This is a genomic window from Paenibacillus sp. CMAA1364 (genome assembly GCF_054373195.1).
Map to the genome: position 1 here is coordinate 20014 of NZ_JBITNB010000017.1, position 21401 is coordinate 41414.

At 39.5% G+C, this 21401-nt stretch carries 17 protein-coding genes; 7 read left to right on the top strand and 10 right to left on the bottom strand.

Annotation, left to right across the window (positions count from 1 at the left end):
* Positions 1 to 5: 5 nt before the first annotated feature.
* The 3 genes from pstA to ACH8E3_RS11095 all read right to left on the bottom strand — a co-directional run bounded on the left by pstA (position 6) and on the right by ACH8E3_RS11095 (position 2817).
* A complete protein-coding gene (gene pstA / locus ACH8E3_RS11085) occupies positions 6 to 902 on the bottom strand; it encodes a phosphate ABC transporter permease PstA (protein WP_458632700.1) in 897 nt (298 codons plus the stop codon).
* Positions 899 to 1804 (bottom strand): phosphate ABC transporter permease subunit PstC, encoded by a 906-nt coding sequence (gene pstC / locus ACH8E3_RS11090; RefSeq protein WP_458632701.1) that lies wholly within the window; start codon positions 1802 to 1804, stop codon positions 899 to 901. The genes pstA and pstC overlap by 4 nt, the downstream gene beginning before the upstream one ends.
* Positions 1805 to 1893: 89 nt before the next feature.
* Entirely contained in the window at positions 1894 to 2817 is a 924-nt protein-coding gene (locus tag ACH8E3_RS11095) for a phosphate ABC transporter substrate-binding protein (RefSeq protein ID WP_458632702.1), read from the bottom strand.
* Between the two features lie 213 nt (positions 2818 to 3030).
* Between ACH8E3_RS11095 and ACH8E3_RS11100 the strand changes: the two genes are divergently transcribed.
* Positions 3031 to 3939, top strand: coding sequence for a LysR family transcriptional regulator (locus ACH8E3_RS11100; RefSeq protein ID WP_458632703.1), 909 nt, complete (start codon positions 3031 to 3033; stop codon positions 3937 to 3939).
* A 53-nt stretch (positions 3940 to 3992) separates the two neighbouring features.
* Here ACH8E3_RS11100 and nspC read toward each other — a convergent pair whose 3' ends face one another.
* From nspC to ACH8E3_RS11125, 5 genes are all read right to left on the bottom strand, one after another.
* Positions 3993 to 5132, bottom strand: coding sequence for a carboxynorspermidine decarboxylase (nspC, locus tag ACH8E3_RS11105; RefSeq protein WP_458632738.1), 1140 nt, complete (start codon positions 5130 to 5132; stop codon positions 3993 to 3995).
* A 16-nt stretch (positions 5133 to 5148) separates the two neighbouring features.
* Entirely contained in the window at positions 5149 to 6348 is a 1200-nt protein-coding gene (locus tag ACH8E3_RS11110) for a saccharopine dehydrogenase family protein (protein ID WP_458632704.1), read from the bottom strand.
* Positions 6349 to 6692: 344 nt separating this feature from the next.
* Complete coding sequence (gene cysI, locus ACH8E3_RS11115) at positions 6693 to 8417, bottom strand: assimilatory sulfite reductase (NADPH) hemoprotein subunit (RefSeq protein ID WP_458632705.1); 1725 nt, start codon at positions 8415 to 8417, stop codon at positions 6693 to 6695.
* Between the two features lie 35 nt (positions 8418 to 8452).
* On the bottom strand, positions 8453 to 10300 hold the full coding sequence (locus ACH8E3_RS11120) for an assimilatory sulfite reductase (NADPH) flavoprotein subunit (RefSeq protein ID WP_458632739.1): 1848 nt from the start codon (positions 10298 to 10300) through the stop codon (positions 8453 to 8455).
* A gap of 135 nt (positions 10301 to 10435) precedes the next feature.
* Positions 10436 to 12196 (bottom strand): methyl-accepting chemotaxis protein, encoded by a 1761-nt coding sequence (locus ACH8E3_RS11125; protein ID WP_458632706.1) that lies wholly within the window; start codon positions 12194 to 12196, stop codon positions 10436 to 10438.
* A gap of 199 nt (positions 12197 to 12395) precedes the next feature.
* On the opposite strand from ACH8E3_RS11125, the gene ACH8E3_RS11130 reads away from it, so the two are divergent.
* The 3 genes from ACH8E3_RS11130 to ACH8E3_RS11140 all read left to right on the top strand — a co-directional run bounded on the left by ACH8E3_RS11130 (position 12396) and on the right by ACH8E3_RS11140 (position 14974).
* The gene (locus ACH8E3_RS11130) at positions 12396 to 12974 is read left to right on the top strand and encodes an LURP-one-related family protein (RefSeq protein WP_458632707.1); all 579 of its coding nucleotides are present in this window, start codon (positions 12396 to 12398) and stop codon (positions 12972 to 12974) included.
* Between the two features lie 181 nt (positions 12975 to 13155).
* Positions 13156 to 13746 (top strand): TetR/AcrR family transcriptional regulator, encoded by a 591-nt coding sequence (locus tag ACH8E3_RS11135; protein ID WP_458632708.1) that lies wholly within the window; start codon positions 13156 to 13158, stop codon positions 13744 to 13746.
* Positions 13747 to 13771: 25 nt separating this feature from the next.
* The gene (locus tag ACH8E3_RS11140; protein ID WP_458632709.1) at positions 13772 to 14974 is read left to right on the top strand and encodes an MFS transporter; all 1203 of its coding nucleotides are present in this window, start codon (positions 13772 to 13774) and stop codon (positions 14972 to 14974) included.
* A gap of 313 nt (positions 14975 to 15287) precedes the next feature.
* Here ACH8E3_RS11140 and menA read toward each other — a convergent pair whose 3' ends face one another.
* Positions 15288 to 16814, bottom strand: coding sequence for a 1,4-dihydroxy-2-naphthoate octaprenyltransferase (menA, locus tag ACH8E3_RS11145; RefSeq protein ID WP_458632710.1), 1527 nt, complete (start codon positions 16812 to 16814; stop codon positions 15288 to 15290).
* Between the two features lie 241 nt (positions 16815 to 17055).
* On the opposite strand from menA, the gene ACH8E3_RS11150 reads away from it, so the two are divergent.
* The 3 genes from ACH8E3_RS11150 to ACH8E3_RS11160 are packed head-to-tail and all read left to right on the top strand — an operon-like array spanning position 17056 to position 20132.
* Entirely contained in the window at positions 17056 to 17547 is a 492-nt protein-coding gene (locus ACH8E3_RS11150; protein ID WP_458632711.1) for a DUF4358 domain-containing protein, read from the top strand.
* A gap of 5 nt (positions 17548 to 17552) precedes the next feature.
* Positions 17553 to 18938, top strand: a complete 1386-nt coding sequence (locus ACH8E3_RS11155; RefSeq protein WP_458632712.1) for an MBOAT family O-acyltransferase — start codon at positions 17553 to 17555, stop codon at positions 18936 to 18938.
* Positions 18939 to 18974: 36 nt separating this feature from the next.
* Positions 18975 to 20132, top strand: a complete 1158-nt coding sequence (locus ACH8E3_RS11160) for a DHHW family protein (protein ID WP_458632713.1) — start codon at positions 18975 to 18977, stop codon at positions 20130 to 20132.
* 6 nt (positions 20133 to 20138) lie between these two features.
* On the opposite strand, the gene ACH8E3_RS11165 is transcribed toward ACH8E3_RS11160, so the two are convergent.
* Entirely contained in the window at positions 20139 to 21398 is a 1260-nt protein-coding gene (locus ACH8E3_RS11165; protein WP_458632714.1) for a DEAD/DEAH box helicase, read from the bottom strand.
* Positions 21399 to 21401: the final 3 nt, after the last annotated feature.

A 21401-nucleotide genomic window follows, 5' to 3' on the forward strand; every position in this document is an offset into this window, starting at 1 on the left:
TACCCCTATTCCATAACTTTAGATGCTGTGAAGTAGCGATATACGACTCTACCTAGCCATCTAGCCAATAAGTTAAACACTAATACAAGGATGACTAGCACTGCTGAGGCTCCAGCAGCAATTTGAATAGCATCTGGTGCTAAGCCTTCGCTATTTATTTTCCAAATATGAACTGCCAACGTTTCTGCCGGACGAAATGGATTAATAGGTGATGTTGGACTTAGTGGATTCCAATTCGTAAAGTCAAGCCTTGGTGTGGACATCCCAGCTGTAAATAATAATGCAGCAGCCTCACCAAACACTCTTCCTGCGGCAAGAACCGTACCTGTCACAAGACTCGGTAAAGCTACTGGGAGTAGAATGGAGTGAATAATTTTCCATTTCGACAGCCCCAGTGCAAGACCCGCTTCCTTTTGCTCTTTTGCAACACCTCTGAAAGCTTGCTCTGTCACACGTACCATTAGAGGAAGGTTAAATATAGTCAATACTAACGCTCCTGAGAATAAAGAGAATCCAAATCCAAATGTATTCACAATAAGCAATAGACCAAATAAGCCTACTACGATGGACGGGAATGAAGAAAGAACTTCAACAACTAGGCGAATCGCCCCCGTAATTTTGCCGGGCTTGGCATATTCTGCCATATATATTCCTGCACCTAATCCTAATGGGATGGTTATAATCAGTGTTAATACAAGTAAGAACAAAGAGTTAAACAACTGTGGCCCAATCCCCCCGCCTTCTCTGATCGTTTGTGGAACGGAAGTTAAGAAGGACCAACTAATATGACTGAGACCGCGAAAAAGTATATATCCCAGTAAAGCTACTAGTACAGCAACAATGATTAAGGATAGCGTAACGATCACTGCAGTAGCAATTTTATCAACGGTTTTTGGCTTCATAACCGATGCCTCCTTTCCAATAGTCTTACTATGATTACAAATATAAACGTCATGATCATGAGCGCAAGAGCCATACTCCACAGTGCATTATTCTCTACAGATCCCCCAACGGTATTCCCCATATTCAAGGTAATAACACTTGTTAATGTCGATGCCGACTGAAATAGGGAAGTAGGAATATGTGGTGCATTTCCAATAACCATCTGTACGGCTAAGGCCTCACCAAATGCTCGGGCCATACCTAGTACGATTCCTGTAAGAATGGATGGCAATACGGTTGGAATCACTACTCCTGCTATCGTCTGCCACCGTGTAGCACCCAGTGCGAAAGATGATTCTTTCAGACCTTTAGGTAGTGAACTTAGTGCATCTGTTGTAATACTTGTGATCGTTGGAAGTATCATGATAGACAGCACTAGTGCCCCTGCAGCAATACCAATTCCTTGTCCAGGAAAAACATCGCGAAAGAGAGGAACGATCACAGATAAGCCAACGAAGCCGTACACAACAGAAGGTATACCTGCAAGTAACTCTATAACAGGTTGGAGAATTCGCTTACCCCAGCCTGGAACAATTTCTGTCATAAATAATGATGCACAGATGCTTAATGGACTGGCTATTAACGCTGCTAATAATGAGGTTGCAAACGATCCCGCAATGAACGGAAGTGCACCATATAATGGATTGTCTGCATCAGGGCTCCATTTCGTGCCAAATAAGAAATCACTAATATGTATGCCATCTTTAACAAATGTCGCAAGACCCTTGGATGCGACGAAATAGATCATAGAAACAATAATGATCACTAGAAGCGACACACAAAATGTCGTATATATACGTCCCGTCCAATCTTCCAAGTGATGCTTTTTGATAAGAACACGAGGTGGCTTTTTAGCATTCATAGTTATCCTACTTTCTTAAAATGAAAATAGAGGCTATAAAGACGCCTCTTGTGGGCTATATAAGCCCCTATTTGATCCGTTCATCAATATTACTTCTTAGTTACCGTTCCCGCCGCATCACGTGTGACTTTCATTTGAGTAGCTGGAATGTAACCCAATTCAACAACATCACCATTTTGAACTTCATCTGATATCATATAATCTAGGAAAGCTTTAACCACAGTGGTAGGTTCACCCTTGGTATACATGTGCTCGTAAGCCCACACGGGATAATCACCTGTTGTTACGTTCTCTACAGTAGCATCAATACCATCGTATTGCACTGATTTGATTGAATCATTCAGGTAAGACAAGGCTAGATATCCAATGGCACCAGGTGTCTCACCAACAAGCTTCCTAACATTTCCTGAAGACTCCTCTATAATGGAACCCGCTATATCTTCAACCTTTGTCCCTAATGCATATTTCTCAAAAGTACTACGTGTTCCAGAACTACTCGGACGGTTAATTATCACAATACCCTCATCAATCCCGCCAAGCTCTTTCCAATTCTTTATTGTTCCGGTGAAGATATCAACTAGTTGTTGCTTATTCAAACTGTCTACTCCGATATCTTTATTAGCTACGGTTGCCATGGCTACGACAGCCACTTGATGATCCACCAATTCATTTGCCTTTTCTGTTTCTTTCAGTTTCTCTTCCGCAAAAACATCCGAGTTCCCAATATCCGCTTGACCGCCAGAAACCTGCGTTAGTCCTGTTCCACTACCCCCACCTTGTACTTGAACTGCAACGCCAGAATAACGTGCATCTGCCATAAACTTCTGACCTACTTGTTCAACTAATGGTTGTAATGCCGTAGACCCTACTGCCAGAATTGAACCACTTATACTTTCATCATTTCCATTGCTATTCGTTGCTCCTGAATTTGTTGAATTATTCGTTCCGCATGCCGCTAATGCCATAATCAATACCAATGACCCCAAAATCAGAAACGGTTTCTTTAATCTCATTTGTTTCTTCTCCCCCTATGAATATCTGATTTATATATCTTAAGTCGCATCTTCTCAACTCATAAACTCATTATAATTCTCAATCATTTGGTCAAAATCGTTACTATGTAAACTGAATAATAAATATCAATATATAAACTATATTTATTTATAGATTTTATCTATAATGAATACGAGCATTAGATTGATATTATCAATACAAGTTGGGGTGTGATGGACATCAATATCGTTAAATTAATGATTCTTGTGCATATGGAGAAATATAAGAAAGTAACCGATGTTGCAAGAGAAATGAATATGAAGCAGCCTTCAGTAACATTTCATATGAAGAGTCTTGAAGAGGAACTTGGCACCATTCTATTCGAATCCAAGAGAGGGCGTATGCTATTAACGGAAGCAGGGAAAGCCCTATATCCCTATGCGTTGAAAATAACTGGACTAGCTACGGAAGCCAGAAAGGTGATTCAAGATTTCACATTATTGGATAAAGGAATACTTCGGATTGGTGCGGATTGGGGAAGTGGTATTTATCCTTTACCTGAATTAATCACTGCCTTTACTACTCGTTATACTGGCATTCAACTTCATGTAACGATACAACCAACACAGATGATTAGAACGATGTTAAAGGATCGTAATATTGATATTGCTATTATTCATTCCAGCGAACATCAATTCATTAAGGATGAGTCAACGATAATAGAACCTTTATTAGATGATGAATTAGTCATTATCTTCGGACGCAATCATCGTTTCTCTAATATGCAAGAAGTCGAAACACAGCATGTTGGCGAGGAATTCTTCATCCAACATGCCGAAGGGACCTTTGTGAAGACATTTACGGATAAATGGTCTGACAACAATAATATTCACGTATGGGAACGTATGCAGATGGATTGTCCAGAAACCATTAAACTAGCTGTACAAGCAGGCAACTATATTACATTCTTCCCCAAACAGAGCGTGCAACTTGAACTTGAACTTGGAACTCTTAAATATCTTCCTATTCCTGAGAATATGAATAGCCAACTAAATTGCGTCATAGCTACTCAACAAGATTCAACCCAACATTCCCTACGTAATGAGTTTGTGGATTTCGCCAGAAATTATACCTTTTCATAAGAAAAAACGCTTAACGGCGTTATAAATTGCCGTTAAGCGTTGATCTACGTTTATTAGGATAAGCGGGAACTATAATCTTCATAACTGAATTGTCTAATCACTTTAATCCCATCGGTCTCGTTGTATGTTGCAATCGAAGGAAGATTCACACCATTGAACATGTGATTCTTAACCATCGTATAGTGCCCCATATCACAGAATACCAGCTTATCTCCTGGCTTCAAAGGTTCTTTAAACGAATAGTCACCGATAACATCACCAGCAAGACAAGTCATTCCACCAAGTCTGTACGTATACTCGAATTCATCCGATTCACCGGCATCAATGATATTCGGTCTATATGGCATTGCAAGGACATCAGGCATATGACATTCAGCAGATGTATCCAATATCGCAATATTCATGCCATTATCCACAATATCAAGCACTGTAGCCACAAGGTATCCCGTGTTCAATGCAATGGCTTCACCAGGCTCAAGATATATGTCTACTGAATACTTCTCCTTCAGATGGATGATCGTCTGGATCAACTTCTCAATATCATAATCAGCTCTTGTGATATGATGACCGCCACCTAGGTTAAGCCACTTCATATCCTTGATGTATTCTCCGAATTTCTCTTCTACTACTTTCACTGTACGCTCCAGTGTATCCGAGTTCTGCTCACACATCGTATGAAAATGAATCCCGTCAATACCATCTAGATCCTCAGCTCTGAAATTGGCGAGTGTCACCCCAAGTCTAGAATGATCATAACAAGGATCATATAGAGGTGTCTCAATTTCAGAATATTCAGGATTAACGCGGATGCCGCATTCTATCGTTTTGGAATCAACAGCTTGCACCTTGTCCTTGAACTTAAGCCATTGATCAAAGGAGTTAAATACCAAGTGATCAACATAACCAAGGAGTTCATCAAATTCACTGTCAATGTAAGCTGGCGCATACGCATGTACTTCTTTACCCATCTTTTCATAACCAAGTCGGGCCTCAAATAATGAGCTTGAAGTCACACCCTTTAAATATTTACCTACCAAAGGGAAGACTGAGAACATGGAGAATCCTTTTAACGCAAGCAGAATATTAGCTCCCGTACGCTCTTGAACAGCATTCAGAACCTCAAGATTCTTGATGAGTAGTCTCTCATCCACGATATAACAGGGGGACGGTAGCGCACGAATATCAATATCTATACTCATGTCGAATCCCTTAATCCAATAACGTTGGCGAGAAGTCTTCTTGCCAAGGCAATCCATGCTTATTTAATGCTTCCATAAATGGATCTGGATCGAATTCTTCCACATTATATACACCAGGTTTCTTCCAGATGCCTTTGATAATCATCATTGCACCAATCATGGCAGGAACGCCTGTTGTATATGAAATCGCCTGAGAACCTACTTCTGCATAACATTCTTCATGTACACAAACGTTGTATACGTAGTATGTCTTAGGTTTCCCGTCTTTGATTCCTTGGATGATACATCCGATATTTGTTTTCCCTTTTGTTCTTGGACCCAGTGAAGCCGGATCTGGCAGAATCGCCTTTAAGAATTGCAGAGGAACAATCTCTTTACCTTCATATAGAATCGGCTCGATGGAGGTCATCCCCACATTTTCAAGCACTTTTAAATGATTAAGATAATTCTGAGAGAACGTCATCCAGAATCTAATCTTTTTAACACCTTTAATATTAACTGCCAAAGACTCTAATTCTTCGTGGTACAACAGATAGATATCTTTCGGACCGATCTCTGGAAGATCATAGACCTTTTTCTCAGAAAGTGGTTCTGTCTCAATCCATTCGCCATTCTCGAAATAACGACCTTTAGCTGTAATCTCACGGATATTAATCTCAGGATTGAAATTCGTTGCAAAAGCATAGCCATGATCGCCAGCATTCGCATCCACAATATCGATCGTGTGAATCTCGTCGAAATGATGTTTTTGAGCATGTGCTACAAAAACACCGGTAACGCCTGGGTCAAATCCACTTCCAAGCAGTGCAGTAATACCTGCCTTCTCGAATCTTTCTTTGTAATCCCATTGCCATTTGTATTCGAACTTCGGTGTATCTAGTGGCTCATAGTTAGCAGTATCCACGTAATGAACACCTGTTGCAAGGCATGCATCCATAATGGTCAAGTCCTGATAAGGGAGAGCCACGTTGATTACAACATCGGGTCCAAAACTCTTAATCAACTCAATTACCTCATCAGTATTATCAGCATCCAGCTGAGCCGTGTGAATAATCGTACGGCCTCCGGCCAATTTATTTTTTAGATCTTCGCATTTAGATACTGTTCTACTTGCTATGCAAATCTCTTCAAAAACATCCGGGTTCTGGCAACATTTGTGCACTACCACACTAGATACGCCGCCAGCGCCAATAATCAAAGCTTTTCCCAAAATTGATAACCTCCTATAATTCATATGCAAAATCAACAAGAACGATTATACAAAAGATTGTACAAATAATCAATAAAAATGGCAAATTTCCACCATTTTTCGTTAAAAGCACTTCATTATTCATTAATCCCTCAGCCATCCATCGACTTTCTACAAATCCCATCGTTTTTAACGCTTGGAAGAAGATATTTATACATAGACTTATTATCTATTACCCGTATCATAATCATTGTAAACGTAGGGTTACATCTACCACTATGATCTATATTAAAAATGAGTGTCCTCTGCGAAGATTAATCTTCGTAAAGGACACTCCTAATAATTTTACACTTCATATTTATAACCTAATCATGGAAATCCAGTCCGGATTGAACAACCTTAACATGACCTACACGGACAACGAAATCACCGAAATGTTCTCCCGTTAAACGTTCTTCCGCAAATTGATGAAACATCGGCTTCAAGATGGATAATATCTCTTCCTCACCAATATTCTCTCGGTACATTTTATTCAATCGCTCACCAGCAAATCCAGCACCTAAATACATATTGTATTTACCTGGACCTTTACCCATAAAGGCAATTTCCCCCAACGCTGGACGGGCACATCCGTTTGGACAACCTGTGATCCGAATATTGATCTCCTCATCATGAAGTCCTACTTCTGCTAGCATAGGCTCTATTTTCTCAAGTAGACTAGGAAGATAGCGTTCCGCTTCAGCCATAGCCATACCACAAGTAGGAAGAGCTACACAGGAAACAGCACTTCTACGCAAAGCTGAGTAATGCAGTCCATCCGTAAGCCCATAGGCTTCAATAATTCCCTCAATCTTACGCTTATTCTGACTCGTTACGTTGCCAATAACAAGGTTCTGGTTGGGACTAAGACGGAAATCACCTGTATGTATTTTGGCAATTTCTCGCAATCCACTCATCAGTGGATAGTTCTCTTGGTCTTCCACTCTACCGCTCTGAATATAAAGGGTCAGATACCATTTCTTATTTGTTCCTTTTATCCACCCATACCGATCACCATTATGTTTGAAAAAATACGGTCTTGCTTCTTCAAGCTTCCATCCGAGTCTATCGTGTAGTTCATTGATAAACCAATCTAGACCATATCGATCAATCGTATATTTGAATCGAGCATATTTGCGTACCGAACGGTTTCCATAATCTCTTTGGATCATCACTGTTTTCTCTGCCACATCAATAATTTGTTCAGGAGTACAGAACCCAACAACTCTAGCTAACTGCGGGTAAGTCTGCGTATCACCATAAGTCATACCCATTCCACCACCAACCGCTACGTTAAATCCTTTGAGCTGATTATCTTCATAGATGGCAATCAAACCAAGGTCTTGAGAAAAGACATCGATATCATTGTTCGGCGGCACGGCTACACCAATTTTGAATTTACGGGGCAGATAGACCTTTCCGTAGATAGGTTCAATCTCTTCCTCATTTCTATCTGTATCTATTACCTTGTCACCATCTAGCCAAATCTCATGATAAGCATTGGTACGTGGAGATAGGTGATTACTTATCTTTGTCGCCCAATCATATACTTCCTCATGAACCTCTGATTGATATGGATTCGGGTTACACATAATATTACGATTCACATCACCACAAGCAGCTAATGTCGTTAATAATGCATCATTTATCGTTCGAATACTTTTCTTCAGGTTCCATTTCAAGATGCCGTGGAATTGGATTGCTTGGCGTGTTGTAATACGTATAGAGCCCGTAGTATATTCACGTGCAAGACGATCCATTTCTAACCATTGCGCGGATGTTAGTATGCCACCAGGTGCACGGATTCGCACCATAAATTGATAAGCAGCTTCCAACTTTTGTCGATGTCGTTCGTTACGTAAATCCCGGTCATCTTGCATATAACTGCCATGGAATTTCATCAATCGATTCTCATCATCCGACATGGACCCTGTGATCCCATCTTTGAGAGCTTCTTCAAGTTCGCCTCGCAAGTAGCGACTCCGTATTTTAATATCTTCTACGTCACTAGGTGGCCCATCCTGTACTATAACCGGCTTATTAAGTGTCATACATTACTCGCTCCTTTCACATACATCCCTAAGTGTTAATACACATCACGTTGGTAACGCATCTCTTGTTGCATCTTTGCAACATACGCTATCGCTTCGTCCGAACTCTTCCCGCCCTCTTGTTCAATGATTTGAAGCAAGGTGTTATGTACATCATGAGCCATGTATTTCTCATCACCACAAACATATACGCTGGCACCCTGCTCTATCCATTGGTAGAGTTCTTGACTTTTCTCAAGCATACGATGTTGTACATACACCTTCTTATCCGAATCCCGAGAGAATGCGACATCCATGTGTGTTAGTACGCCGTCTTTAACCCACCGTTGGAAATCGAGTTGATAGAGAAAATCTGTAACAAAATGTTGATCTCCATAGAATAGCCAGTTCTTCCCTTGCGATCCTGCAGCCTCTCTCTCTTCGATAAAGGCTCGAAATGGCGCTACGCCAGTTCCAGGTCCGATCATAATGATCGGAATTTGTGGATCCGTTGGAAGCTTGAAATTAGGATTCTCATGGATAAATATCGGTAAGGAGTCACCAGGTTCCAGTCGTTCCGCACATTGTGTTGAACATACACCATACCTATCACGTCCATTCACTTCATAGCGCACCGTTCTTATCGTAAGATGAACCTCATCTGGGTTAGCTTTTGAACTACTAGCAATGGAATAGAGACGATAAGGTAATTTCCTCAGAATGCTTACAAACTCAGTAGCTGAAGCTTGCCAAGGACCGAAGTCTTGCACTAAATCTAACAAATCTCGTTCCGAGAGATACGTCCTAAGCTTATCTTCATTACCTGGTTCTAGAAGTTCCTTCAATTCGTGGTTAGACGTAAAGGATATTACTTGTTCTAGTAGAGGCTTCGTCAGAACGGTAATTTCCACATGATGTAGTAATGCATCGCGTAGCAACCGGACATCGCCTTTCTTATTAATTGGAACAAGTAGATCGGGTTGCCATCTCATATGATTGATAAGTGCATCCGCTAATTCAGCATTATTCTCAGGGTAAATCCCCACACAATCACCTGGCTCGTATTGAAAATTCGAACCTTCAAGAGATAACTCTAAATGACGAGTCTCTCGATCTGAGCCACGTCCATTTAGATTGACATTATCAAGCACTTCCGCAGGAAAAGGCTGTGTTCTAGAATATGCTGTCGCCTCTCGGGCAACCTCGGATGCTGTCAATGATTGCGTATCTACATGACCTACGCCTGCATTTGTATGTAATCCAGCCAATACATTCTCTATCCACTGCGCAGCGTCATCATCGTAATCCACATCACAGTCCACACGCGGTGTGAACCGATTGCCACCCAACTCTTCTAGACGTTTATCTAAATCTTTACCGGTCTGGCAATAAAATTCATATGATGTATCTCCTAAGGCAAGGACTGAGAACTTTAGATTGTTCAGTTGTGGTGCACGCTTACTGTGAAGGAATTCATAGAAAGGTAAAGCATTATCTGGGGCATCCCCTTCGCCGTGAGTGCTTACGAGTATAAGCAAGTTCTGCACCTGTTTGAGCGTGTTAGCTTTGAAGTTACTCATAGACGAGAGTGCAACTTGATATCCTTGTTCCTCCAACTTAAGGGATACGGCCTTCGCTAATCTTTGACAATTCCCAGTCTGTGATCCGAATAAGACTGTAACATCACGAGATTCTAGAGCAGAACTAGTAGCACCCAACGTTGCTGTTACTGCTGACACCGCTTGAACGCTATCCTCTGATATTAATGAAGAATACACATTAGAGCTAGCCGTTAAATATCCACTAAGCCATACCTGTTGTGAACCTGTTAATGATGGTAAGAGACGGTTAAGTAAATCGACTTGTTCTTGATTAAATGGGCTATTCACGACTTGAAGTTGCAACATTATCCACCTCACAAAAATACAATTATTTTAAAACCAAGTATACATATATGAATTAGTTATTATATGATTCCAACCTATCATAAACCAACAATAACGTCAATGACATTATTGCAACTTAATTTCTAAATGAATTCATCTTTTGAGGACAACAATTTCATTTGTCTCTTCCATCTCATCCGTATTCATCTTAAATATATTCATTTCTTGAAAAAGCATTTGTGAAATTTCATTGATTTGAATAGCCTGTTTCGCTATTTCGCTAATCGATTCATTTTGTTCCAAGCTGGATGCATTTACTTCCTGTACACCCGCGGCCGTCTCCTCAGCAATAGATGCTACATGGTGAACCGATTCTGTTAGTTGGGTATTATTCATTCGCGTAATTTGAACTTTATCGTGAATATATTCCATTTGTTTACTCATCTCTGCTATCGATTGATCAATATTCTCAAAACAAGTAAGGGTCTCAGCAACTTTGCAGTCCTGCATCTCAAAGTTTTCTTTTGTCACAAGCATATCTTTTTGAAATTCGACCATACTTTTTTGTAAATCATGGATGATCGTGCCAATATGTACGGATGATTGTTTCGTTTGTACAGACAACTTCCTTACTTCATTTGCAATAACAGAAAACCCCTTTCCATGGGTTCCAGCCTGTGCCGCCTCAATCGCTGCATTTAATGAGAGAAGATTCGTTTGATTGGAGATATCTGTAATTGAATTCGTGATACTTGATATTTCTTTCGATTGCGCAACTAACGTGATTAACGCATGATAGACATTGGCTAATGAATCCCGGGAGCGTTCGGACACCTCTCGCAAATCTGTGACTGCTACAAACCCTTTACGTGTGTTGCTATTAACCGTTTCACTAGTCAATACCATGTGCTGCGTATATTCTGTAATCTCATGTATTCCACGGTCTAACGTTTGAATAAGTTCTGCACTATACTCGGTTTGTTCAGCTTGATGTATAGCCCCTGAAGATATCTCCTGAATAGTCCTTAGGATTTCTTGATTCGTGTGAGCCGTGATCGCGGAATATTGTTGAAAGTCATTTGCTTGATTTGCTAATAAGGATGCTGCGGATTGCGTATTGTGAAGCATATCTTTGACCTTTTGCACCATATGATCGAAATGATGACTTAACCGACCTAACTCATCTTGGTATGGCGAATGTATGAGATAGCGCAAATCCCCTTCTGACATGCGATAAACAGCAGATTGCAATTTATTCAATGGTGATAAGAATGATCGTATAAGTAATACGGCGATAACAAGCGTCATAATCATGACGAAAGCAACCGCATAAGCAGCAAACATAGTTGTGTTTTGTAATAAATCTAGCGAATAATCTTCTGCCTTCTGAGCATTCTCTTCTGCTGCCATATACAATTGTTGATTCGTATTTAACATGGCATTATTCATCGCAAGTGCTTCAATATGTAAGTTACTGATTTCCTCAAGACTCATCATTGCCTCACTAACTTGCGTCTGCATCATGTTAATTAATTCATCCACATTCCCTCGATATTTCTTAAGCTGATTCTGTAACAATTGTACGTTTCTGTACGCTGAAGATTGTTCTTCAAAATCTACACTAGCTAATTTCGTTTGTAACTTATGTTGCGTTTCTTTGAAGGAATCCGCAAATTGTAGGTCACTAGATTGAACGAAGGAATGCTCCAATGCATTTAATTCTTGTAACAGTTGGCTCATCTGTGACAGTGTAATCGTCTTCTCAACTTCCGTCCGCTGCATTACCATCGAAGATTGTACAAGCTTTATTGTATAACTCTGAAATAGAGCCACACCCAAAAATATTAAAACAATGACAGAGAAACTCATAATTAACTTCCATTTCATAGAAAAGTGCATCGTGTTTCCTTTCATACCTCATCATCCTCCATTGTTCCTATCACGTAATATAGGTCTTTTTTACCAGCTTCTTGATTGTATAAAAGAACTGTTAATGGATTAGCATGATTGTGTAAAAGGATTGTAAGAAACATTTTATTAATTCCATGATCCATCTTATATAAAAATATGAGATAATAAGAATAAATGGTATTAAAAAGGAGCAATTATACTCATGACTGATCGATTTAACCATCCTACCTATTTAATTCGCAAAAAAGTGTTTAAAATATTCGGCGACGCCTTCCATATTTATGATTCTCAGGGCGGACTAGCTTTTTACGTTAAACAAAAGGCATTTAAACTTAAGGAAGATATTAGAATATATAGTTCAGATGACATGACAGAAGAAATCTTAGTTATTAGATCACGATCAAGGATTGACTTCTCCGCTACATACGATGTCTATGACACCCTAACGAACGAGTTAATTGGTAGCTTTAGAAGAAAGGGAATGAAATCGTTCCTCAAGGATGAATGGATCATTCTTGACACTCATGAACATAACATTGGACTTATTACAGAAGATAATATGATGCTAGCTCTCATCCGTAGATCTCTATCCAGTCTCATTCCTCAGTCTTTCCATGGTACAGTGGGGCACAATAAAGTTCTTACTTTTAACCAACGATTTAATCCTTTCATCCAAAAGATTGAACTTGATTTCTCTATGGATCACGGCCATCTCTTGGATCGCAGACTAGGGATTGCGGCTAGTGTCTTGCTAAGTGCAATCGAAGGTAAACAACAATAGCACACTAAGACCGCCCAGATCATGAACTTATGACTAGGCGATTTTTTTGATATGCTGATGTACGACTAACATGTCCTTCACCCGCACGATACAAAGTGTGGACTCCATCATGTTAAAATTTTCAATTGTATAAAAAAATTAAATTTGTTAGAATAACTGACGAACGTTCGTTAATATAGAGGTGATTCGATTGAAACATAAAGAGATTAAAGAGGTCGCTTTAAAATTTTTCGCAATCCATGGGTATGAGGGAGCATCTATGTCGCAAATCTCAGAGCATGTCGGTTTGAGAAAGCAATCTCTCTATGCTCATTTCAAGGGGAAAGACGATCTATTTCTACAAGTTTTACACGATGCCAAAGAGACAGAAATCTCATCGATACTACAATATTTGAGTACAGTGGATACCCATAATCCTAAAGCAGATTTATTAGGATATCTGCAATTGGTCATTGATTTGTTTCAACAGAGCGAACAGTTAAAGTTTTGGCTACGTATGTCCTTTTTTCCACCTCTCCATCTTGCAATAGCAATTAGTGAGGAAGTAATCGACTCAGAAGAACAAATTCAAACCGTACTGGAAAGCAAATTCCAAGAATGGATCGATGCCAAAGCCATCATGAAAGATACAGCAACGATACCTACTCTTGCCTTTTTAGGTATCGTTGATTCGATCATGCTCGAACTTGCTTATGGAAATAATGAACAACGTTTACACGATAAACTAAATGCCTCCTGGACCGTATTTTGGAGAGGTATTTCACAGCTATGATTTCACAAAAGAGAGGTATTATTTCATGAAGAAACCATTAAGAGAACAAAAGACAGTTTTACTCATTCTATTAAGTAATATATTCATTGTTTTTCTAGGCGTCGGACTTATCGTCCCTGTCATGCCATCCTTTATGAATTTGATGCATTTATCAGGTCAAACGATGGGTTATCTGATGGCGGCCTTTGCGTTCGCACAATTACTTATGTCTCCCCTTGCAGGACGTTGGATTGATACTTATGGTAGAAAGAAAATGATCGTCATCGGATTATTCCTTTTCAGTATATCGGAGATCATCTTTGGTTTAGGTACTCATGTATCCGTGCTTTATTTCTCCAGAATTCTAGGAGGGATTAGTGGTGCCTTTATTATGCCTGCCGTAACTGCCTTTGTTGCAGATATTACCTCGGTAGAGGAAAGACCCAAAGCGATGGGCTATATTTCTGCCGCCATTAGTACCGGTTTTATTATTGGTCCAGGTATTGGAGGATTCATTGCCGAGCTAGGTGTGCGTGCTCCATTCTACTTCGCTGCTGGCTTTGCATTAATAACATGTATTTCATCGCTATTTATTCTCAAAGAGCCACTAACCAAACAGCAACTTTTGGAAATCAGTCATCTTAAAAAAGAGACGAACTTAGTAACTGATCTCAAACGATCGCTTCAGCCTCTATATATTATTGCCTTTATTATTGTATTTGTACTGGCTTTTGGTTTATCAGCATATGAAACGGTATTTAGTCTGTATTCTGATCACAAATTCGGTTTCACTCCACGAGATATTGCTACCATTATTACAATAAGCGCCATCTTCGGGGTTATCGTTCAGGTCTTTATGTTTGGTAAATTGGTAGATAAACTCGGTGAAAAGAAACTTATCCAGATATGCTTAATTGCTGGCGTAGTATTAGCAGTAGCATCCACTATGGTTTCTAGCTATTTAACCATTTTACTAATCACTTGCTTGATCTTTCTCGCATTTGACTTGCTGCGCCCTGCATTGACGACCTATTTATCAAGATCTGCCGAACAAGAACAAGGATTTATCGCTGGAATGAACTCAACATATACTAGCTTGGGTAATATTGTTGGTCCTGCATTAGCCGGTATATTATTTGATGTGAACATCAACTATCCGTATCTCTTTTCTGCTGTCATTATGTTTATTGGTCTTGTCATTACGATGATGTGGAAAGAACAACAATCCGGTAGCAGCTTGGCACATTAATATAAAGAATGACCAGCTACATACAACACGATTGAAGACTTAAAAATATCCCATTTCCCGATTTTTTGTATGATATATAAATGTGAAAAGCCCCCGTTTCACTCGAGGTTTCCAATTTCTTCAGAAACCAAGAGCATTTGAATATGCATGTTGACTTGGCCACGCCATACTTTTGAAGGACGGTATTCGGTTTGCCAAGATATAAGAAAGTATCAAGTGAAACTTATATATTCTTGCAGTTCATAAAAAATGCCAAACCTCTCATTAAACAAGAGGTTTGGCATTACTTATCACATGAGCTATGCATCTAATATTACTTTTTAAAAGCCAATCTAAAATCATTCATAACTTTTCTATGTCGTTCAATATAATTCCAGACCCAAAAGACTAACATAAGCGAAGCAATGAAATACAAGATAGGTAAAATGATATTAAGGCTATTTAATAGATAAGCAAAAACGAGTAGTAAACCACTGAACAGATGGTTAATTGCTGTATGTGCATTACTTGGGATCAAATCCACCGCATTCTTATCATAGTACTGTTGCGCATAGCGTATAGCCTGTGCTGCAAATGGAATAGATAGAAATGAGAAGTATAACGAATAAGGTGCATACCCTAATAAAGGAAGAGCAGCGATGATCGCATATCCAAGGATAAAACTTAGGATAAATACATTCTTCGCCTTCTTCTTACCAAGACGAACGACCAATGTTTTCTTCTGTGAATTGTGGTCTGACTCTTCATCTGGGAACTGATTAATGATTAAGACATTATTAATAAATAGAGCCACTGGAAGCGAGATCAGGAATGCTTGTAATGAGAAATGTCCAGTCTGTACATAGTAAGCGCCCATCGTCATCAATATCCCGTACGTTGTAGCAATCAAGAATTCAGCGACACCCGTCCCCATATTAATGAAGGATAGCTTACCTTTTCCACCTGTGTAAAATATACCTGCAATCAAACCATAAGCAATTAATGGGATTAATCCAAGTCCACTAGCAAAAATTAAGTATATCCCGATGAGGACGGCACTGGTGGATAAGGTGATCCCAAAGAAACACATATCTGCTCTGGATATTAAACCGAGTTGGATCATCCGTGATCCACCCGTAAATGGGCGGACACCTGTACGATTCTCACTATCACGTTCAGCATCTTTCCAGTCATTGATCATATTCGTTCCAGCTTGGATCATAATAGCACCGAAGAGCGTTAGTAAAAAGGTGAACCAATTAAACATATTTGTATGTGAAAATGCTAATGCCGCACCCAAAAGAATAGGTACTAATGATGCTGTAAGCGATAACGGACGGATGGCTTCTTTCCATGCTCTTGCCTTAGCTTTAACATCATCCCAGACATGGACATTCTCACGATTGTGTTCGAATTCAAACACGGTTGGCGGTTCGCCTTGGAGTATTTCTGGCACATGACGATATTTAACTGTATATGGCTTCACAATGATGAACTCCAATCTATCTAGAGCACCAATGGCATGGAATTGACCTACAATCGGTGAACGATTGACAAGCAGTTCAATGGCCTTATTACGATCTTTCTCATCTTTCAATACCTCTGCTCTACCGATCACTTCACATTCTTCCATCTCCATGAAAGTTGCACCTTGGTGAATTAATATAGCCGTCTCTGGTATATTAATCCATTGAATGACTTTGGGATCACCCTTTGTGCTTGTTAAATAGAAGTTAAATTGTTCATCCACTGCGAAATGCATCATTCGCTGTCGAGGTAATCCCATGTTGGAAGTACCTACTGCTGCAACTTCAGCCCGTCCTAAATATTCGAACACGTCTTGCTTGCTACGCTGTGCCATAACCCAATCTCCTCCGTACTTTTCTAATTATATTGAAATACCATGATGATATTTAAGTAACTATTCTATATTACTATAACAATGTAAGAAGACATAGCCTTAGTATTGAAATATCCATGATCCTTTGCAGAATGCATGATTAGTCGTATTATGGGAATACTGTTGGACTAGTTGCAACATTTAAGATATTCACCTCGTCTAAGAGGAGATCAACAAAATATACAACTAAGGGGAATATAAAATGAGAAAAAAGAATGCGCTAATGATTATGGTTATTGTACTTGGAATTATGCTAACTGCATGTGGGGGATCGAACAAGAAAGAAGAAGTCTACCAGCCGACACAATCCACCAAAGAAATGGTGGATACCGTATTAGCACAAATTGAGCAACCTTCATTAATGGAGATGCCCGAAGATATGGTTCTCCAATTCTACCATTTGGATACGGTTCTGCTTGAGCAATATACGATTATGATGCCGATGATGAATGTAAAAACCAATGAAATTGCCGTTCTTAAAGTGAAAGATGCGAAAGACATCGAGGCCGTAGAGACAGCTGTGAAACAACGTGCAACAGATGTTCAGAAACAATTCGAGACTTATTTACCTGATCAATATGAGAATGCAAAGAATTATAAAATGATCACAAAAGGTAACTATGTCATCTTCATTATTTCAGAGAACGCAGCTGAAATTGAGACAGCATTCGAAAAATTCTTTGTTAAGCCTTAAGCCATATGGTATTCAGTAGCCTACTCTTTCTATTCTTGTTCTTGCCTGCTGTATTGGCGATCTATTTCGGATCGCCTCAACCGCTAAAGAATCTAATCTTATTCATTGCGAGTATTGTATTCTATGCGTGGGGCGAGCCTATCTATATCGTTATTATGTTATTCTCCACCTTCACCGATTACTGCTTTGGCCTGCTTCTTGATAGGCCAAAGTTCAGTGATCTTAAACGTAAATGGATTGTCATATTTTCTATAATTGTTAACTTAACATTACTATCTTATTTCAAATATGCAGATTTTGTAATCGACAACATTAACACCTTACTAGGTACTCATATTCCATTAACTGAATTACCCTTACCGATCGGGATCTCCTTTTATACCTTTCAATCCTTATCCTATATTATTGATGTGTATAGAAGAAAGACCCCTGCACAACGCAATTGGCTTAATTTCGGAACATACGTCGCTTTGTTCCCGCAATTAGTCGCTGGTCCCATTGTGCAATATTCCACGATTGCTGAACAATTACGCAATCGCATTGTGAACAGAGAGATATTCGCAGAAGGCGTGCGACGTTTCACTGTTGGACTTGCAAAAAAAGTGTTACTAGCCAACAATATCGGATTACTCTGGAACACCATTTCATCCACCAATCCAGATTCATTATCCGTTCTGACTGCATGGATTGGCATCATCGCGTTCGGATTTCAAATCTATTTCGATTTCAGTGGTTATTCAGATATGGCAATAGGGCTTGGACTTATGTTCGGCTTCCGCTTTAATGAGAACTTTAATAAACCTTACATAGCTCAAAGTATTACCGACTTCTGGAGACGTTGGCATATTTCATTAAGTTCCTGGTTCCGTGACTATGTATATATACCCTTAGGCGGTAATCGCCGTGGACTGTGGATTCAAATACGTAATATTCTTATCGTATGGTTACTAACGGGCATATGGCATGGTGCAAGCTGGAACTTCATCTTGTGGGGATTGTACTTCGGCCTAATTCTAATATTAGAGAAATGGATAGGCCTACAAATACTGCAACGTGCACCACGTTGGGTTCGCCATTTCTATGCTGTACTTCTGATACTGATCGGTTGGGTGCTATTCGCGTTTGACGAAATGCCTGCCATGAGATCATATTTTAGCGCGCTAATGGGATTACATGGACAAGCATTATGGAGTACTGAATCGTTCTATCTTTTATACACTAATGTGATATTGCTTGCTATATTAGTCATCGCTTCAATATCAGATCCAACCAAACATCGTATGGAATCTAGACCTTATCTTCAACTGACTTGGCATGTTCTATTGTTAATACTCTCTATTGCGTACTTGGTTGATGCAACATTTAATCCATTTCTGTACTTCCGATTCTAGTTAAGATAGTTATTATATCTAATTACTTAAAGGAGCATGAACGAAATCAATAAACGTGTTGATCAATTGTATATCATTGGATTTGTCACTATTCTATTCGCCATGCTCATCTTATTCCTATTTCTACCTAAGTCCTATTTCTCCAATACAGAGAATCGTAATCTGGCAAAGGCTCCACAGTTCACTTGGGATAATCTTTGGTCTAAGAAATTCTCAGATCAGACTGAAATTTATATTACGGATCATTTTCCCTATCGTGATCAATGGGTTGCTGTGAAGTCGACCATGGAACAACTACGACTACAACAAGAGAATAATGGGATCTACAACGGACAAGATGGCTATTTATTCGAGAAGTTCGACACTCCTGATTATGAAAAGATTCAGAGCTATACAGATGCTGTTAATACATTTACAACACATCATCCTGATTCCCATATCACATTCATGCTCGCACCTAACTCCGTTGGTATGTACCCGGAACGGTTGCCTTGGCTTGCTTCGGCTTATCCGCAATCGAAGGTCAACACGTTCGTTAACGAGCAAGTGGGAGATCATTTATCTTTTATAGATGGATTTGATTATTTAAGCCCTGCTTCTAATAACAACAAGCCCATATATTATCGAACAGACCACCATTGGACAACGTATGGAGCTTACTTAACTTATCAAGCGTATGCACAAAAGATGAATTGGAACGCAAAAAAAGAATCGGACTTTACAATAAACAAAGTCACCGATTCGTTTCTTGGGAGCTTTCAGACACGTAGTCAGTTCAATAGACAAGATGCCGATTCCATTGAAGTCTACCTACCCAAACAGTCTGTACATTCGAAAATGTATATCGCGGATACAACTGAGACCATAGATGGTTTATATGATAATCAGTATTTGATGAAAAAAGATAAATACTCTTATTTCCTTGGCGGAGTTCATGCGCTCATGACGATAACAAGTGATCTTAAATCAGCAGATATCGAACAGCATAAACTACTCGTCCTCAAGGATTCCTACGCACATAGTGTACTTCCATTTCTAGCCCTTCATGTGCCAGAGATTCATGTCATCGACCTGCGTTATTACAATGGTAATATTGGTGATTACATGAAGGAGCATGACATTCATGAAGTATTGATGTTGTTTAACACTACAACATTTATTGATAATAGAGAAATATTAAAGCTAGCCTATTAATATTGCCTACTTCTTATTCTTGAACCATTCGCTCTTGGGCTTACGGGCAGGATTATTAGACTTTGCTTTGACAGGTTTATTCGCTGCAGGCTTGAATGTAGCTTCTAGCTTTGCAGATTGGCTAGATCTAGGCATAGGATACGAATGTCCTTTCACTTCTGGTATGGACTTCCCAATCAATTTTTCAATATCTTTGAGATAAGGAAGTTCATCCACCTCACAAAAAGAAATCGCACTTCCACTTAATCCCGCTCTTCCGGTACGACCAATTCGATGAACGTATGTTTCTGGAATATTAGGTAGATTGAAGTTAATGACATGCGTAAGTTCGTCAATATCTATTCCTCTTGCTGCGATATCTGTTGCCACTAAGACACGTGTTGTGCCATTTTTGAATTGAGTTAATGCCACTTGTCGATCTGTTTGAGATTTATTGCCATGAATGGCTCGCGCTGAGACATTAACTTTACCCAGATCACGTACCACACGGTCAGCACCACGTTTCGTACGTGTAAATACAAGGGCCGAAACGATAGCTTTATCAAGTAAAAGTTCGTTAAGTTGTTTCTGCTTGTTCCCTGTGGATAGTAAATAAAGAGATTGTTCAATTCTATCCGCTGTCGATGATACTGGCGTAATCTCGACTTTCACGGGATTATTCAATAGTGACTTCACCATTTTAGCAATTTCAGGAGGCATCGTAGCCGAGAAGAATAAGGTCTGTTTTTTTGCAGGCATTTTGGCAACAATTCTCTTCACATCATGAATAAAGCCCATATCTAACATCCGATCGGCTTCATCAAGGACTACAATTTCAACATATTGTAGATCAATACGCTTCTGCCCTATAAGATCGATAAGTCTACCTGGTGTAGCAATAATAATGTCTGCACCGTGATTTAATGCTCGCTCTTGTACTTTCTGAGATACTCCACCCACGATCGCCGTGCACTTCACATCCGTATATTGGCTATACGCTTTGATATTATCCGCAATTTGTAATGCTAGTTCTCTAGTTGGTGTCAAAATCAAAGAACGAACACGACGAGCTACATTTGGTTTACTTAACTTCTCATTCAAACGTTGAATAATGGGTATGGCAAATGCTGCTGTTTTCCCTGTACCAGTCTGTGCACATCCTAAGAAATCTCTCCCAGCTAATACAGCTGGAATCGCCTGTTCTTGGATAGGCGTAGGTGTAGTATAGTTCTCTTTACTTAAAGCTTGTAAAATCTCAGGTATAATATTCAATTCATTAAATGTCATATG

Excerpts from the sequence above, each read along its gene's own strand:
- ACH8E3_RS11160 (WP_458632713.1), top strand. The coding sequence starts at position 18,975 with ATGAACGAAATCAATAAACGTGTTGATCAATTGTATATCATTGGATTT.
- ACH8E3_RS11165 (WP_458632714.1), bottom strand. The coding sequence starts at position 21,398 with ATGACATTTAATGAATTGAATATTATACCTGAGATTTTACAAGCTTTA.
- menA (WP_458632710.1), bottom strand. The coding sequence starts at position 16,814 with ATGGCACAGCGTAGCAAGCAAGACGTGTTCGAATATTTAGGACGGGCT.
- ACH8E3_RS11095 (WP_458632702.1), bottom strand. The coding sequence starts at position 2,817 with ATGAGATTAAAGAAACCGTTTCTGATTTTGGGGTCATTGGTATTGATT.
- ACH8E3_RS11140 (WP_458632709.1), top strand. The coding sequence starts at position 13,772 with ATGAAGAAACCATTAAGAGAACAAAAGACAGTTTTACTCATTCTATTA.
- ACH8E3_RS11155 (WP_458632712.1), top strand. The coding sequence starts at position 17,553 with ATGGTATTCAGTAGCCTACTCTTTCTATTCTTGTTCTTGCCTGCTGTA.
- cysI (WP_458632705.1), bottom strand. The coding sequence starts at position 8,417 with ATGACACTTAATAAGCCGGTTATAGTACAGGATGGGCCACCTAGTGAC.
- pstC (WP_458632701.1), bottom strand. The coding sequence starts at position 1,804 with ATGAATGCTAAAAAGCCACCTCGTGTTCTTATCAAAAAGCATCACTTG.
- pstA (WP_458632700.1), bottom strand. The coding sequence starts at position 902 with ATGAAGCCAAAAACCGTTGATAAAATTGCTACTGCAGTGATCGTTACG.
- ACH8E3_RS11130 (WP_458632707.1), top strand. The coding sequence starts at position 12,396 with ATGACTGATCGATTTAACCATCCTACCTATTTAATTCGCAAAAAAGTG.
- ACH8E3_RS11150 (WP_458632711.1), top strand. The coding sequence starts at position 17,056 with ATGAGAAAAAAGAATGCGCTAATGATTATGGTTATTGTACTTGGAATT.
- ACH8E3_RS11125 (WP_458632706.1), bottom strand. The coding sequence starts at position 12,196 with ATGAAAGGAAACACGATGCACTTTTCTATGAAATGGAAGTTAATTATG.
- ACH8E3_RS11100 (WP_458632703.1), top strand. The coding sequence starts at position 3,031 with ATGGACATCAATATCGTTAAATTAATGATTCTTGTGCATATGGAGAAA.